We start from the raw sequence: 15710 nt of genomic DNA, 5'->3' as shown, positions 1-15710 counted from the left end.
GCTCCCGTCGTCGCGCCTGTCCCGGCCGACCTTTTTTCGCATTACGCGACAACGGGGAGCAAGCGCGACGATTTGCCCGGGCGTTGGGCCCGGGGGGCTTTCCGCCGGTCGGAGGGGTGGTGGCGGTCCGCCGCCGGGCCGGGAAAACCACCCGATCAGGTGAGCGTGCAGTAATGGAGGCGGCAGCTCAGGAGCCGGCGCCGCCCTTCTCGGTCTCGGCCGCGAGACGGGCGAGGACCGCGTCGTAGATCCGGGCCAGGCCCTTGGGCGCGAAGGTCCGCTCGAAGAAACCGCCGATGCCGCCGGCGCCGTTCCACGTGGTGGTGACGGTGGCCTTGGCGCGGCCCTCGCCGGCCGGGGTGACGGTCCAGGTGGTGACCATGCTGGAGTTGCGGTCCTTCTCCACCAGCTGCCCGGTGGAGGGCTCCGACACCTCCAGCAGGCAGTCGCGGATGCGCTTGCTCGTGGCCTGGAGCTTCCAGTGCACGAGGGTGCCCTCGCCGTCGCCGCCCTCGCGCACCTCGTACTCGCTGAAGTGCTCCGGCAGCAGCTTGGCGCGGGTGCCGCTGTAGTCGGCGAGCGCGTCGAAGACCTCTTCCGGGTCCGCCGCGATGATCCGCTCCGTGGTGGCCTCGACCTGGCCCATGACGTGTCCTCCGGGACGTTCGGTGCAGTGCGCGCCGCTCTCTGCGGCCGCGGGCCACAGCCAACCACCAACCGGGGCGGCGCCCAAATCCGGGGTGCGAGTGTTTTGCGTATTTACGCACTCTGTGGCCGGGGCTCGGGGCGCCCCCTGCGGGGGGAGGGACAGGGGCGAACACTCCCCGGTACGCACCCCGCGCACACTACCCCCGCCGCGGCGCACGCCCCGACCGCACCACCCCCGCCCGTCCGTTCAGGCGCGCCAGCGCCAACACCGCCGCGGGCCGCAGCCGTTCGTGCTCGCGGGCGGCGACGAGCGTCGCCTCGGCGCGCCGGTCGCCGAGGGTGCCGAGCCCCTCCACACAGGCGCGGGCGACCGGCCAGCAGTGGTCGCGCGCCGCCAACAGCCGCTCCAGCGTGGAGAGAAGGGCGGGCACCGACTCCGGCGCCCGCAGTTCGCTCAGCAGCCGCACCGGATACAGCGCGTACGCCGTGCGCAGCGGGTTCGTCGCGAGCGCCGCCGCGGCCCGGGCGGTCCGCGGGTCGCGCAGCCGGGCCAGCACGTGCGCGGCGGTCGCGCACCGCACCGGCTCGCGGTAGTTGAGAAGGAGGACGAGCGTCTCGAAGGCCCTCCGGTCCCCCTGCACGCCCAGTGCGAAGGCGGCGATCTCCCGTGCCCAGAGGGGCTGTTCGGGGGCGACGAGGACCTCGGCGAGCGCGTCCCGCGCGGCCCGCCCGTCGGTGCGGACGAGGGCGACGAGCCGCTCGTACGCCGTGAACTCGGCCGGGGAGACCAGTTCGGCCCTGACCCGCTTCAGCAGTACCCGGAATTCCTCTTCCATTGCTGCTCTCCTCCCCGAGTGGCCTGTACCACATCCTAAGTCGCGGGTACGCACTCTGGCGCTCCGGGTTACCGGTGAGTTAACCTCCGGGCACGAGCGAGACTCACGCTCGGGCGGTCTGGTGACGCAGCCGCCTTTGGCACTTGGCATCCTCGATGTCGGTCCGCCGGTTCGGCACTCCAGTACGGCACGGCCCCGGGACAGGGCCCGCCGGTTTCGCACAACTGCACCCCCGTGGACGCCCTTTACCCGTCCGCGGCCGTCATCAAAATCGCCGCGCCCGCCGACGGGCGCGGCACCGCATCCCCTGGAGTCCCGCGATGGACCGTCAGTCCGCCCCGCCGTCCCCCCGCCCGCTCCCCACCGTCGCCGTGGTCGGCCTCGGCACGATGGGCACCGGCATCGCCGAGGTGCTCGTCCGGGCCGGCCGCCGGGTCGTCGGCATCGACGTCGACGAGGCCGCCGCCCTGCGCGCCGCCGGGGCGCTGGCCGCCGGCACCGCCCGCCAGGTCGCCCGCGGCCGCCTCACCGAGGACGAACGCCGCGCCGCCCTGGCCCGCTTCCGCACCTCGGCCGACCTGGCCGACGCGGCCTGCGCCGACCTGGTGATCGAGGTCGTGCCCGAGGACTACGCGCTCAAGCACCAGGTGTTCACCGCGCTCGACGCCGTCGTGCGCCCCGACACCATCCTCGCCACCGGCACCAACGCCCTCTCCGTGACCCGCCTCGCCGCCGACTCGGCCCGCCCCGAACGCGTCCTGGGCCTGCACTTCTTCAACCCCGCGCCCGCGATGCGGCTCGTCGAGGTCGTCTCGTCGGTGCTCACCGCGCCGGCCGCCGTCGCCGCCGTGACCGAACTGGCCCAGGATCTGGGCAAGGAGCCGGTCGCGGTCGGCGACCGGCCCGGATTCGTCGCCGACGGGCTGCTGTTCGGCTACCTCAACCAGGCCGCGGCGATGTACGAGTCGCGCTACGCCGGCCGCGAGGACATCGACGCCGCGATGAGACTGGGCTGCGGGCTGCCGATGGGCCCGCTGGCCCTGCTCGACCTGATCGGCGTGGACACCGCGCGCACCGTCCTGGAGGCGATGTACGCCGCCTCGCACGACCGGCTGCACGCGCCCGCGCCGATCCTGGGCCAGCTCGCGGCCGCCGGCCTGACCGGCCGCAAGGCGGGCCGCGGCTTCTACACCTACGACGGCCCGGGCTCGGCGACCGTCGTCCCCGACGCGGAGACACCGGACCCGGCCGCCACCGGGCCGGCCCCGCGGCCCGTGCGCTCGGTCGGCGTCGCCGGCTCGGGGACGATGGCGAGCGGCATCGCCGAGGTCTTCGCCAGGGCGGGCTTCTCCGTCGTGCTCGCGGCGCGCTCGGAGGAGAAGGCCCGGACCGCCACGGCGCGCATCGCCGCCTCCCTGGCGCGCTCGGTGGCCAAGGGCCGCCTCACGGAGGCGGACCGGGCGGCGGCGCTCGCCGCGATCACCCCGTCCGGCTCGCTCGACTCCCTCGCGGACGTCGACCTCGCCGTCGAGGCGGTCGCCGAGGACCTCGACGTCAAGCGGGAGCTCTTCACCGCCCTCGACAAGGTGTGCCGGCCGGGCGCGGTCCTGGCCACGACCACGTCCTCCCTCCCCGTGATCGCCTGCGCCCGCGCGACCGCCCGGCCCGGCGACGTCGTCGGGCTGCACTTCTTCAACCCGGCCCCCGCGATGAAACTGGTCGAGGTCGTCCGTACCGTCCTCACCTCCGACGAGGCCCGCGCCACGGCCCACTCCGTCTGCGCCGCGCTCCGCAAACACCCCGTGGACTGCGGCGACCGCGCCGGCTTCATCGTCAACGCGCTCCTTTTCCCGTACCTCAACAACGCGGTCAAGATGGTGCAGGAGCACTACGCGACCCCCGACGACATCGACACGGCGATGAAGCTCGGCGGCGGCTATCCGATGGGCCCCTTCGAACTCCTCGACGTCGTCGGCCTGGACGTCTCCCTGGCCATCGAGCGGGTCCTGCACCGGGAGTTCCGCGACCCGGGCCTCGCCCCCGCGCCGCTGCTGGAGCACCTGGTGGCGGCGGGCTGCCTCGGACGCAAGACGGGGCGCGGCTTCCGCGAGTATGCGCGACCCTGACACGGGCTGGGGCGGGCTGCTGGAACCGCCCGGCGGTCCGCCCCCGCACGCCCGCGCGGCCGCGTGTTACGTTCCCCACATGTCCCAGCCCGCCAAGTCAGCCCGCCCGTCGCGCGGGGCCGCCACCAGGGGTTCGGCCCGGTCCGGCCCGGAGGGCCCGGGCGGCCGCCGCGCCGCCGCCCAGCGCCTCACCATGCGCCGCAAACTCGCCGCCGCGGCGATGGAGTTGTTCGCCACCAAGGGCTACGAGGCGACGACCGTCGACGAGATCGCCGCCGCGGCGGGGGTCGCCCGCCGGACCTTCTTCCGCCACTTCCGCTCCAAGGAAGAGGCGATCTTCCCCGACCACGACGACACCCTCGTCCGCGCGGCCGCCGTCCTGGACGCCGCGCCCGCGCACGAGAACCCGCTCGACACCATCTGCCGCGGCATCAAGGAGGTCATGCGCATGTACGCGGCCTCCCCGGCCGTCTCCGTCGAGCGCTACCGCCTCACCCGCGAGGTCCCCACCCTGCGCGAGCGCGAGATCGCCTCCGTCGCCCGCTACGAACGCCTCTTCACCCGCTACCTCCTCGTCCACTTCGAGGAGGGCACCCACCACGACGACGACCCGCTCCTCGCCGAGGTCGCCGCCTCCGCCGTCGTCACCGCCCACAACCACGTCCTCCGCCGCTGGCTCCGCGCCGGCGGCGAGGGCGACCTGGAGGCGCAGCTCGACCACGCCTTCGCCATCGTGCGCGAAACGGTGGGCCGCGGCATCGGCGCGGGCCGCGAGCCGTCGCCGGCCGCGACGGCCCACGCGGAGGGCGAGGTCCTGGTGACGGTGGCCCGCACGGACGCGCCGCTGGCGGAGGTGATGGCGGCGATCGAGAAGGTGTTGCGGCCGGCAGAGGGCTGATGGGGGGCGGCCGGAGGCGGTGAACGGGCTGCCGCACCGGCCGCCCTCTCCCGAACCATGAACGAAGTTCGTCGCCCAGAGCAGGCACATCCCAGGCATAGGGAGTTCGCTAACCTGTGCGGCGAGGTGAATGCGGTGACGTTGGTCCAGGAAAAGGCAGCTTTATACGCGTTGCGGGGAAAGCCGGCGGCGGTCGTCGGCGAGTTCCGACGTTCGGCGGTGCTCGTGCCGCTCGACGAGCGCGGTGGTCTGTGGACGTCCGCGTACGGCGGGCTGTGGTGGATCCACGCGTTCTCGGACGAGTCCGCGCTGGCACGCTTCGCCGCGCATCGACCGGAAAGGGCGGGCGCCGACTGGGAGTTCGTCACCGTACTCGGTGCGCGATTGCTGGACGTGGTCGTCCCGGCGGTCGGTGAACCCACCGGTGTGGCTCTGGACGTGGGCAGCGACACTCCGTTCTTCCTGCCGCCGGTGGCGGGCGTCGTGCCGGACGGAACAGTGGTCGACACCGGGGAGGGTGCGGCGTCATGAGCGAGGACCTGAAGGCGGATCCCGAGGCACTGGGACAGATCGCGAAGGGCATCACGGATGCGCTGTCCGAGCTGAAGGAGCTCGGGATGATCGGCGAGTCCCAGGCCGGCCGTGGATTCTCCGAACTCGCGCTGAACGGGCTGGAGACCGGACACGACGGACTCAAGGACGCGCTGAAGGAGTTCTGCGACCGCTGGGAATGGGGAGTGCGTTCCCTGGTCCGTGACGGCAACCAGTTCGCCCGCCGGGTGGGACTCTCGGCGGGGGCCTATTACGAGAACGACCAGTACATCAAGGGAACGTTGAAGGTCGGCGTGGCCGCCTTCGCCGCCGATCCGACGCTCTCCGACGAGCAGGTGGAGAAGATGTCGATGGACGAGATCGCGGATCACGGGAACTTCGCGCACATCGACTACAGCGGCAAATCTTTCGACCGCTCCTTCGATCACATGGTCGAGACGAACAAGAACATTGCCAAGGACACCTACGCGTCCCACCGCGACGAGCTGAACGTCATCCGGCGCGCGGGTGAGCGCTGATGGACTTCTCACTCGGCGGCCTCAAGCGCGGCGTCGACAAACTCGGGGACAAGGCCGAAGACCTGTGGGACGAGGGCAAGAAACAGGTCGGCAAGGGCGTCAACTACGCCGCCCATGAGATCGGCAACGGCCTGGACAAGGTCGGCCTGCACGACATGGCCGAGACCGTGGACGACCTCGGCGACCACGTCGCCAACCGCCTCGGCGCCCACGTCGACGAAAAGCAGCTCGGCGAGACCGAGGACCCCAAGGACCTCGTCCACGGCAGCACGGGCCGGATCCAGTCCGCCGCCTCCCACCTCACCGATTTCGCCGGCGCGTTCGGACGCGTCGGCCAGGGTATGTCGAACCTGGACTCCGACCACTGGAAGGGCAAGGGCGCCGACGCCTTCCGCGAGAAGTTCGCCATGCACCCCAAGCAGTGGCTCCAGGCCCAGCAGGCGTGCGAGGAGGCGGCCAAGGCCCTCAAGGCGTACGAGCACACGGTGCGCTGGGCCCAGGGCAAGGCCAAGGAGGCCATAGCCACCTACAAAGCGGGGAAGGAAGCCCAGAAGAAGGCCTTCGACGCCTACAAGGCCCAGGTGGACGCCTACAACGACGCCGCCGAGACGTACAACGCGAAGCTCGACAAGGGCGAGAATCCCGGAACCCGCCCCACCCCGCCCGGCTCCTGCCCCAACGTCGGCGCGGACAAAATCCAAGCGGCCCAGGAAATGCTGACGGAGGCCCGCAAACAACGCAACTCCGCCGCGGAAACCGCCGCCTCCGCACTCCGCAACGCGCTGCGCAACGCCCCCGAGAAGCCGGAGTTCACCGACCGGATGGGGATGAACCTCGACGACTTCCAACAGGCCGGTGCTGTCGAAGTCACCCACTTCGCGGGCGGTTTCGCCAAGGGCGCCGCGGACACGGTCAAGTTCGCCCGAACGATCATCCCGATCGACCCATACAACGTCACACACCCGGCCCTGTACCTGGACCACATGACCAACCTGGGCGCCGGCTTCGTCACCCTGGCCAACCACCCCGATCAGATCCCCTCCACCCTGCTCGGCACCGGCTGGGGCAAGGACCCGTCCGAGGCCGCCGGCCGCCTGGGCTTCGACGCGCTGACCGCCCTGGCGACCGGCGGCACGAGCGCGGGCGGCGCCGCGGCCCGCCGCATGGCGATGAACGCGGCGAGGAAGGGAATGGAGGAAGCAGCCGAAGGAGCTGCCGAGAGCACGGCCCGCAAGGCCTCCAAGGAGCTGGCGAACGAGCCGAATACCCACCCGGAGAAGGTGGAGACCGGCGAAACGGACCCAGTGGATGTCACCACGGGGCGCATGTTCCTGCCGCAGACGGATGTGTCCTTGCCCGGCGCGCTCCCCTTGGTCTTCTCCCGTCATGTGAAGTCCGGCTACCGGTGCGGCAGATGGTTCGGCCCGTCCTGGGCGAGCACCGTGGACCAACGCCTGGAGATCGACACCGAAGGGGTCATCCTCGTCGACGAACACGGCCGGCTCCTGGAATACCCCCACCCGGTACCGGGCGTCCCCACCCTCCCTGTGCGGGGCCCTCGCTGGCCGCTGGACCTGTCCCTCGACGGCACCTACACCGTCCACATCCCCGAAGCGGGCCGCACGCGGCACTTCGCTTCCTCCGGAGCGGCGGACGTCTTCCTCCTCGCGGAGATCACCGACCGCAACGGCCACCGCATCACCTTCGACTACGACGCCGAGGGCACCCCGACCGGCATCACCGACCACTCCGGCCGTCACCTCCGCGTCACCACACACGCGGGCCGGATCACGGCCCTGCACCTGGCGGACACGGAACTGATCCGCTACGGCTACACCGACGGCAACCTGACCGAGGTCTACAACTCCTCCGGCCGGCCGCTCCGTTTCTCCTACGACGAGCGAGGCCGGGTCACCTCCTGGACGGACCGCAACCACACTCACTACCAGTACGTCTACGACGACCAGGACCGCTGCGTCTTCGAGTCGGGCGCCGAGGGGCACATGCGCTGCGCCCTCGAATACGGCGCCTCCGACCCCGCAACGGGCCTGCGCATCACACGCGTCACGGACTCACTCGGCAACACCAGCGCCTACACCATCAACAGCCGCTCCCAGATCGTCGCCGAAACGGACCCGACCGGTGCGACGACCCTCTCCACCTGGGACAGTCACGACCGCCTGCTGTCGCGGACGGACCCCTTGGGCCGCACGACGGAGTACACCTACGACGCGGACGGCCGCCTGACGACGGTGACCCGCCCCGACGGCCTCACTCTGTCGGCCACCTACAACGAACTCGGCCTTCCGGAGACGACGACAGGCCCGGACGGCGTGGTATGGCGCCACACGTACGACGACGCCGGCAACCGCACGTCCACCACCGACCCCACAGGCGCGATCACGTCCTACGCCTACGACGCCGAGGGCCACCTCACATCCGTCACCGACGCACTGGGCAACACCACCCGCGTCACCTGCGACGCGGCCGGCCTGCCGATCGAGACCACCGACCCTCTGGGCGGAGTGACGACCACCCGCCGTGACGCCTTCGGCCGCGTCGTCGCCGTGACCGACCCACTCGGCAACACGACCCGCCTGACCTGGACCGTGGAAGGCCGACTGGCTCACCGCATCGCACCGGACGGCGCGGAGGAACACTGGGCCTACGACGGCGAGGGCAACTGCACCACTTATACGGACGCCCTCGGCGCCGAGACGCACTACGAGTACGGCCCCTTCGACCGGCTGACGGCGAAGACCGGCCCGGACGGCGTCCGCTACGAGTTCACCCACGACACGTCGCTGCGCCTGCGCCGGGTCACCAACCCCCAGGGTCTCACCTGGGGCTACGACTACGACCCTGCGGGCCGCCTCGTGGCGGAGACCGACTTCGACGGCCGCACGCTCACCTACACGCACGACGCGGCGGGCCGGCTCGTCTCCCGCACGAACGGCCTGGGCGACACGATCTCGTACGAGTACGACGTGCTGGACCGCCTGGTGACCAAGACCGCGGGAGACGCGGTCACCACCTACACCCACGACGCGACAGGCCACCTGCTGCAGGCCACCGGCCCGGACGCGACCCTGGTCTACAGGCGGGACCGCCTGGGCAGGGTCACGTCCGAGACGACCAACGGCCGCACCCTTACCTACGCGTACGACCGACTGAGCCGTCGAGTACGCGGGACCACTCCGGCCGGAGCGGTGACCACCTGGACCTACGACGCGGCGGGCAACCGCACGTCGCTGACCGCCTCCGGCCACACCTTCGCCATGGAGCACGACGCGGCGGGCCGCGAGATCGCCCGCCACTTCGGCGAAGACCTCACCCTCGCACACCACTGGGATCCGGCCGGCCGCCTCCAATCACAGAGCCTGACCACCGGCCCGACGCCCCTCCACCACCGCGCGTACACCTACCGCCCCGACGGCCACCTCACCGGCATCACGGACACCACGACCGGCACCCGCACCTTCGACCTCGACGCGGCGGGCCGGGTGACCGCCGTCCACGCCCATGACTGGACCGAACGCTACGCCTACGACGCGGCAGGCAACCAAACCGCGGCAACCTGGCCAACCGACCACCCCGGCACGGAATCCCAAGGCCCCCGCACCTACACCGGAACCCGCATCACCCGCGCGGGCAACGTCCGTTACGAGCACGACGCACAAGGCCGCGTCATCCTCCGCCAGAAGACCCGCCTCTCCCGCAAGCCGGACACCTGGCGCTACGAATGGAACGCGGAGGACCAACTCACCGCGGTCATCACCCCGGACGGCACCCGCTGGCGCTACCTCTACGACCCTCTGGGCCGCCGAATAGCCAAACAACGCCTCACGGACACGGACGAGATCGCCGAACAGGTCGACTTCACCTGGGACGGCCCCACCCTCACCGAACAGACCACCACGGCCTCGTCCCTCCCCAACCCCGTCACCCTTACCTGGGACCACGACGGCCTCCACCCCATCGCCCAGACCGAACGAATATCGGCGGCCGATGCCTCCCAACGCGAAATCGACCGCCGGTTCTTCGCCATCATCACCGACCTCGTCGGCACCCCCACAGAACTCATCGACGAAACAGGCACCACAGCCTGGCGCACCCGCACCACCCTCTGGGGAACCACCGCCTGGGCAACGGACAGCACGGCCTACACCCCCCTCCGCTTCCCCGGCCAGTACTTCGACCCGGAAACCGGACTCCACTACAACTTCCACCGTCACTACGATCCCGAGACGGCTCGCTACATCGCCTCGGACCCTCTTGGCCTCACGCCAGCACCCAACCCCACCGCATACGTCCACAACCCCACGACCTGGGTGGACTCACTGGGCCTATCGCCCTACAAAGCAAATCCCCAAGGGGGAACAGAGGTCGATCCCAGAAAGCTTGATTACCTCTTCAACAAGGACATCAAGCCTGATTCTCACAACTCGCCGCGAGCATCACAAAACGAACTGCAGCTGCATCGTATCGGTATCAAGGACTCACCTGAGATGCGCAACTATGTGTCGGATCACTTGGTGAGCGCTTCACAACAACCCTTCGAACGGACCTTCACAAAGACCTGGGACGGAGGAGGCGGCGACTTTGGCGTGACCAACTCGGTACTCTATGGACCATATGGCGCTTTGGGTGTCGAGAGTACGTGGCAAGTCCTGCCCGACGGTACACATAGACTGGCGACCGTCATCTTCCGCGGCAGTGGGCCCAACGTAAGCATCAAGGGGAGTCTCGACCACTGGCCGCCCTACGAACACTAGACCCGTTGGAGCAGGAGAGAATGTACAGAGAGTTTTCCGTTCCAGATGAACAGTCCATCCTCGAATCGCTTGGCGAGTGGCCCGAGGAAGTGGAAGAGGGAGTGCATCAGCTTGCGCTTTGCAGGGAGGGCGGCGAAACCCTGAAACTCTCATATTCCGTCTTGGGCAGGTCCGTTCGCGTACAGTGGGTGGACACTTCCGGCAAGACTGTCGTGGATCTGTTCAAGGAGGGGGCTACCCGACTGGCAGTAACTTCCACGGGGTTCACTGTTAGTTCCCATATGGGGGAATGCACAGGGGAGATGGTGGTTGAGGTCTTTCCTGTCATCTCCGTTACCGAGAGAGTGCTGTTCACCTGATTGGAATGAAGGGGAATTTCAGGGGGACCACCGCCTGGGCAACGGACAGCACCACCTGCATGCGGGCCTCGATCCAGGCGCTCCAGCTCCTGGCGTCGGACGCAGTGAGCCAGATCGGCTACGCGCGGAGGCTGAAGGTAGAGATCGACGAGATTGCCCCGGAGTTTGACGACGCCTTCCGTCTGGCTCGTGGGCTGCACGCAGAGGGCTTGATCGAAGCGGATTTCGCCGGCGCGATGTCTCAAATCGATGAAACGTTGAGACAGATGACCGGCCACCCTGGAAATCTCTGGTCCGAGGACGGCGTCAGATCGTCGAGAGAGTGACCAGGACCTTGATGTGACGCCTCTCGGCCATCTCCAGGATGTGACGGAGCTGGAGCGGAGCCGTAGCCGGTCTTCCGAACCTCATGCGCAGGGCGACACTCATGGATGATGGCCGTGCACGATGTCGGCTTGTCCCGATGAAGCGCCGGGGGGAGGCGACGGTGCGCTGCGAGCGGCGCGTCTCAGGCGCGGTTGGCGGTCGGGGGGAGCCGCTGCCCGGGCAGTGACCGCCGCAGGCAGGGAAGCACTCGGCGACCGCACCTTCGAGGTCTCGCCCCGCACCTGGCGACGATGGGAGTCCGCCAAGCCGGGCTGGCCACGCGGCGACTGTGCACAGGCGTTGTACGCAGCGTTCGGACGCCGGCCGAAGGATCTCGGTTTCGACACTCCGCCCGGGTGGGTGCGTACGGAGATCCAGAATGTGACCGGAACCGAAACAGCGTGCGGACCACGCCACTTCACACCTTCGGTGACCGCCGCCGTCACCTCAGGTCCCGTCGCCCGGCGATATGTCGACCCGTCGCTGATCGACTACTTCGCCGAGCAGTTGGAGGGGCACTACAGAGCGGACATGCTCCTGGGACCCCACGACCTGATCGGCACTGTTTCCGCTCAGTACGCGTTGACCGACCGACTGGTACGAGTGGCCACGGGCGAGGTCCTGGTGACGGTGGCCCGCACGGACGCGCCGCTCGCCGACGTCATGGCGGCGAGCGAGAAGGTGCTGCGGCCGGGCGGCGCCGCGAGCTGACGTCCCGCGGGTGGGGCAGGGGTACGGCCCGCAACCGCCGGCGGTTGCGGGCCGTACCGTAGGTCACCGCCGGTCGCGCGGGGCGAGCCGTGCGGCGGTCTCGTTCTCGACCGTCTCGCGTAGTTCGTCCGGCGAGAAGCCGAGGTCGCGCAGGATGCGCGCCGCCGGGCTGTCCCCGGTGCGGATCAGGCCGAGCAGTGTGTGCTCGGTGCCGACCCAGTCGTGACCGAGATCGGCCGCGGCGCGGGACGCCTGCTCGATGGCCTCCTTGCTCTCGGGACGGAACGGGATGTGCCCCCGTGGCGCCTTCTCCCCGGCGGGCGGCAGCCGTTCTTCGACCGCGTCGCGGACGCGTCGCTCCGACCCGGCTTTCGCCACCAGCACCTCGTACGCGAGGCCCCGGGGCTCACCGAGCAGGCCGAGCAGGAGGTGTTCGGTGCCGATGAAGTCGTGCTTGTGCGTCCGGGCGGCCTCCTGGGCCAGCACGATGCCGTGCCGGTTCAGTTGGGTGAAGCGGTCGAACGCGGCGGGTGCGCGGCGTTGTTGGGCGGCCTGTTTGGACACCCCGAGGGCGTCGCCTATCTCGGTCCAGGACGCGCCGGTCCGCTTGGCCTTGCTGACGTAGTGGTCGATGAGCTGGTCACCGAGGTCGGACAGGGTCTGGGCGCGTAGCCGCGCCTCGCTGACGCGGGCCAGTTCGTCGGCTTCGGGAAGTTCCTCGTCGAGCCGGGTGATCAGGTCTGCGAGACTGATGTCGAGTGGGCTCATGCGTCAACCGTAGGTTGACAACCGCCCACCGTCAAGAAGCAGTTGACGCCCGGCTGCTCCTCCGCCCCGCCGCACCGCACGGCGGCAACTCGTCTTCCCACCCGTCCACTTGGGGGACTTCACCGGCGGCGAGAGCCGGCAGGGGTCACCGCCGGGGAGCGGACCGCGGCCCCGGCGCGCCGGCTTCGGCACGGGATTCGCCGCTCGCGACGACCGGCGAGTCCTCCGGAGCGGCGCGGTCGAGGCGGCCGGCCACCACCGCCACCACCAGTCCCACCGCCGCGAGCGCCGCGCCGACCAGGGTCGGTGACGTCCAGCCCCAGCCCGCCGCGATGGCGGCGCCCCCGAGCCAGGCCCCGCCCGCGTTCGCCAGGTTGAAGGCCGAGTGGTTGGAGGCGGCGGCGAGGGTCGGGGCGTGGCGGGCGTGGCGCATGACCAGCATTTGCAGGGGGTTGTGGTCAGGAAGCCGACCGCGCCCAGCAGGACGACGGTGGCCAGGGCCGCCCAGGTCACGTGCACCGTGAAGTCGAAGAGGACGAGGACGGCGGCCAGGGCGGCCAGGGAGCCGTACAGCGTCGGGCGCAGGGCGCGGTCCGTCAGCGGGCCGGCGGCGAGTGCGCCGAGGGTCATGCCGGTGCCGAAGAGGGCGAGCACCAGGGTCACCGAGGTCTCGGAGAGGCCGGTCACCTCCGTGACCATGGAGGCGAGGTAGCTGTAGACGGCGAAGACGCCGGCGAAGCCGAAGACGGCGGTGAGCAGGCCGAGCAGCACTTGGCGGTGGCGAAGGGCGCGCAGTTCGCGGGCGAGGTTGCCGGGCGTCTCGCCGGGGACGGCGGGGACGAGGAGGGCGAGCGCGCCCATGGCCAGCAGGCCGACGCCGGCGACGACGAGGAAGGTGGCCCGCCAGCCCAGGTGCTGGCCGAGCAGCGTGGCCGCGGGGACGCCGACGATGTTGGCGACGGTCAGGCCGAGGAACATCGTGGCGACGGCCCGCGCCTGCCGGTCGCGGGCGACGAGCCGTGTGGCGGCCACCGCGCCGACGCCGAAGAACGCGCCGTGCGGCAGCCCGGCGAGCACCCGGCCCGCGAGCAGCAGCCCGAAGGAGGGGGCCAGGGCGGAGGCGAGGTTCCCGATCGTGAACAGGCCCATCAGGAGGACCAGCATGCGCTTGCGGGGGACGCGGGCGCCGAGGGCGGCGAGCAGCGGGGCGCCGACGACGACGCCGAGGGCGTAGGCGGAGACGAGGTGGCCGGCCGTGGGCACCGAGGTGCCCAGGTCGTCGGCGACGTTGGGCAGCAGGCCCATCATCACGAACTCGGTCGTCCCGATACCGAAAGCGGAGATCGCCAGGGCGAGCAGGGCCAGGGGCATGGGGCGTCTTCCAGAGCGGGGAGGGGGCGTACGGACCCTCGCGCAACAAGGCGGACGGGTGCGGATGTTCCCCACCGGCCCGGACGAGACGTACGCCACACCCGTCACGCCCCGGTCGCCTCCTGCGCCGACACCGACGGCGGCGAGCCCTCCAGCGGCCGCCCGGCCGTCTCCTTCATGCAGGCCACCGCGGCCAGGCCGACCAGCGCCGCCCCCGCCGCGTACCAGGCGGGCGCCAGGTCGCTGCCGGTGGCGTGGATGAGGCCGGTGGTGATCAGCGGGGTGGTGCCGCCGAAGAGCGAGGTGGCGAGGTTGTAGCCGATGGACAGGGAGCCGTAGCGGACGCGGGTGGGGAAGAGGGCGGGCAGCGCGGCCGACATCGTGGCGAGCAGGCAGACGAGGGGCAGGCCGAGCAGCAGCGTCCCGCCGAGGACGGCGGGGCCACCGCCCTGCCCGAGCAGGAGGAACGCGGGCACGGACAGGACGACGGACCCGCCCATGCCCGCCGCCAGCAGCGGTTTCCGGCCGACGCGGTCGCCGAGCCGGCCCAGCCCGGTGATGACGCACATCAGCAGGAGCATGGTGACGATGAGGACGGCGGTGCCGTGCGTGTCGTCGTACCCCAGGCGGTCGGTGAGGTAGGTGGGCAGGTAGGAGAGCAGCGTGTAGTCGGTGATGCCGTACGCGCCGGCGAGGAGGACGCACAGCGTCAGCCGCGGCCACTGGGTGCGGAGGATGGCGGCCGGCCCCACCGCCTCCACGGGTTTCTCCGCCAGCCGCCGGAACGCCGGTGTGTCCTCCAGCCGCAGCCGCAGGTACAGGCCGACGAGGCCGAGCGGTCCGGCGACGAGGAACGGGACGCGCCATCCCCACTCCCGCATCCCGTCGCCGCCGAGCCACACGCCCATCACGGTCACCAGCCCCGCGGCGCCGACGTAGCCGGCGAGGGTGCCGAACTCCAGGAAACTGCCGTAGTAGCCACGGCGTTTGTCGGGCGCGTACTCGGCGATGAAGGTGGCCGCGCCGCCGTATTCGCCGCCGGTGGAGAAGCCCTGGAGCATCCGGAGCACGATCAGCAGGACGGGCGCCCAGAAGCCGGCGGTCGCGTACGACGGGATCAGTCCGATGGCGAAGGTGCCGGCGGCCATGAGCACCATCGTCAGCGCGAGGACGCGCTTGCGGCCGACACGGTCGCCGAGGGGCCCGAAGAAGAGCCCGCCGAGCGGCCGTACGAGGAAGGCCACGGCGAAAGTGGCCAGGGAGGACAGCAGCCGTACGGTGCCGTCCCCGGAGGGGAAGAAGACGTCGCCGATGGTGACGGCGAGGTAGCTGTAGACGCCGAAGTCGAACCACTCCATGGCGTTGCCGAGCGCCGCCGCCTTCACCGCGCGTCTGACGAGCCGTTCGTCGGTGACCGTGACGCGGCCGTGGGGGGCGGGCGCGGCGGTGCTGTCTCCGGGCACGGGGCGGTTCCTTTCGGCGGGGGGCTCGGTGTCCGCGGCTCGTCTGCGCGCTGGGCCGCCGCTCAAACCGGTTCGCGACGCAGATCACGCCGACCCGGGCCCGCGCTCATATGTGCACCCCCCGGTGACAGATGTCTCAATTTCCTGGCACGCAGTGTCTTGTCGGCTGGCACGGCGTGCCATAACTTGTTCCCGTCCGGGCGGCCGGCGCGCAGACACCGACGTCGCGCTCCGGCTGTCCCCACAAGGCAACTCCCGTGCGCCCGGACCCGCCTGCGTCACCAGGCGTCAGCACCCCGCACACGCACCTCCCGCGCGC

12 protein-coding genes and 1 pseudogene are annotated in these 15710 nt (G+C 70.7%); 8 read left to right on the top strand and 5 right to left on the bottom strand.

The features are described from left to right. Nucleotides 1–187: 187 nt before the first annotated feature. Together AC230_RS02635 and AC230_RS02630 are read right to left on the bottom strand one after the other, a co-directional pair. Nucleotides 188–646: an SRPBCC family protein gene (locus AC230_RS02635; protein ID WP_049714280.1), complete on the bottom strand. Its 459-nt coding sequence runs from the start codon at nucleotides 644–646 to the stop codon at nucleotides 188–190. A 199-nt stretch (nucleotides 647–845) separates the two neighbouring features. Continuing rightward, nucleotides 846–1484, bottom strand: coding sequence for a HEAT repeat domain-containing protein (locus AC230_RS02630; protein WP_049714279.1), 639 nt, complete (start codon nucleotides 1482–1484; stop codon nucleotides 846–848). A 320-nt stretch (nucleotides 1485–1804) separates the two neighbouring features. Between AC230_RS02630 and AC230_RS02625 the strand changes: the two genes are divergently transcribed. From AC230_RS02625 to AC230_RS30195, 8 genes are all read left to right on the top strand, one after another. Continuing rightward, nucleotides 1805–3610, top strand: a complete 1806-nt coding sequence (locus tag AC230_RS02625; protein ID WP_049714278.1) for a 3-hydroxyacyl-CoA dehydrogenase family protein — start codon at nucleotides 1805–1807, stop codon at nucleotides 3608–3610. 79 nt (nucleotides 3611–3689) lie between these two features. Further along, complete coding sequence (locus AC230_RS02620; protein WP_049714964.1) at nucleotides 3690–4508, top strand: TetR family transcriptional regulator; 819 nt, start codon at nucleotides 3690–3692, stop codon at nucleotides 4506–4508. A 126-nt stretch (nucleotides 4509–4634) separates the two neighbouring features. Continuing rightward, a complete protein-coding gene (locus AC230_RS02615; protein ID WP_241833048.1) occupies nucleotides 4635–5039 on the top strand; it encodes an SseB family protein in 405 nt (134 codons plus the stop codon). Next, nucleotides 5036–5578 (top strand): hypothetical protein, encoded by a 543-nt coding sequence (locus tag AC230_RS02610; protein ID WP_053160954.1) that lies wholly within the window; start codon nucleotides 5036–5038, stop codon nucleotides 5576–5578. Before AC230_RS02615 ends, AC230_RS02610 begins: the two co-directional genes overlap by 4 nt. Next, a complete protein-coding gene (locus tag AC230_RS02605) occupies nucleotides 5578–10353 on the top strand; it encodes a putative T7SS-secreted protein (protein ID WP_049714276.1) in 4776 nt (1591 codons plus the stop codon). The genes AC230_RS02610 and AC230_RS02605 overlap by 1 nt, the downstream gene beginning before the upstream one ends. A 5-nt stretch (nucleotides 10354–10358) precedes the next feature. Beyond that, nucleotides 10359–10712, top strand: coding sequence for a hypothetical protein (locus AC230_RS02600; RefSeq protein WP_241833047.1), 354 nt, complete (start codon nucleotides 10359–10361; stop codon nucleotides 10710–10712). Nucleotides 10713–10771: 59 nt separating this feature from the next. Next, nucleotides 10772–11038, top strand: coding sequence for a hypothetical protein (locus tag AC230_RS02595; RefSeq protein ID WP_157868490.1), 267 nt, complete (start codon nucleotides 10772–10774; stop codon nucleotides 11036–11038). Nucleotides 11039–11507: 469 nt separating this feature from the next. Then, the gene (locus AC230_RS30195) at nucleotides 11508–11789 is read left to right on the top strand and encodes a hypothetical protein (RefSeq protein WP_053160952.1); all 282 of its coding nucleotides are present in this window, start codon (nucleotides 11508–11510) and stop codon (nucleotides 11787–11789) included. A gap of 63 nt (nucleotides 11790–11852) precedes the next feature. Here AC230_RS30195 and AC230_RS02585 read toward each other — a convergent pair whose 3' ends face one another. The 3 genes and pseudogenes from AC230_RS02585 to AC230_RS02575 form a co-directional block, all read right to left on the bottom strand. Beyond that, on the bottom strand, nucleotides 11853–12557 hold the full coding sequence (locus tag AC230_RS02585) for a Clp protease N-terminal domain-containing protein (protein ID WP_049714273.1): 705 nt from the start codon (nucleotides 12555–12557) through the stop codon (nucleotides 11853–11855). A gap of 145 nt (nucleotides 12558–12702) precedes the next feature. Further along, nucleotides 12703–13928: pseudogene (locus tag AC230_RS02580) on the bottom strand (MFS transporter). Between the two features lie 104 nt (nucleotides 13929–14032). Further along, nucleotides 14033–15391 carry an MFS transporter gene (locus AC230_RS02575; protein ID WP_241833046.1) on the bottom strand — a complete coding sequence of 453 codons (1359 nt, stop codon included), beginning with the start codon at nucleotides 15389–15391 and terminating at the stop codon, nucleotides 14033–14035. Nucleotides 15392–15710 lie beyond the last annotated feature (319 nt).

Origin of the sequence: Streptomyces caatingaensis (assembly GCF_001187435.1) — a bacterium.
Taxonomy (GTDB): Bacteria; Actinomycetota; Actinomycetes; order Streptomycetales; family Streptomycetaceae; genus Streptomyces; species Streptomyces caatingaensis.
This window is presented reverse-complemented; position numbering and strand designations above follow the sequence as displayed.

Excerpts from the sequence above, each read along its gene's own strand:
- AC230_RS02585 (WP_049714273.1), bottom strand. The coding sequence starts at position 12,557 with ATGAGCCCACTCGACATCAGTCTCGCAGACCTGATCACCCGGCTCGAC.
- AC230_RS02610 (WP_053160954.1), top strand. The coding sequence starts at position 5,036 with ATGAGCGAGGACCTGAAGGCGGATCCCGAGGCACTGGGACAGATCGCG.
- AC230_RS02595 (WP_157868490.1), top strand. The coding sequence starts at position 10,772 with ATGCGGGCCTCGATCCAGGCGCTCCAGCTCCTGGCGTCGGACGCAGTG.
- AC230_RS02625 (WP_049714278.1), top strand. The coding sequence starts at position 1,805 with ATGGACCGTCAGTCCGCCCCGCCGTCCCCCCGCCCGCTCCCCACCGTC.
- AC230_RS02635 (WP_049714280.1), bottom strand. The coding sequence starts at position 646 with ATGGGCCAGGTCGAGGCCACCACGGAGCGGATCATCGCGGCGGACCCG.
- AC230_RS02620 (WP_049714964.1), top strand. The coding sequence starts at position 3,690 with ATGTCCCAGCCCGCCAAGTCAGCCCGCCCGTCGCGCGGGGCCGCCACC.
- AC230_RS02630 (WP_049714279.1), bottom strand. The coding sequence starts at position 1,484 with ATGGAAGAGGAATTCCGGGTACTGCTGAAGCGGGTCAGGGCCGAACTG.
- AC230_RS02605 (WP_049714276.1), top strand. The coding sequence starts at position 5,578 with ATGGACTTCTCACTCGGCGGCCTCAAGCGCGGCGTCGACAAACTCGGG.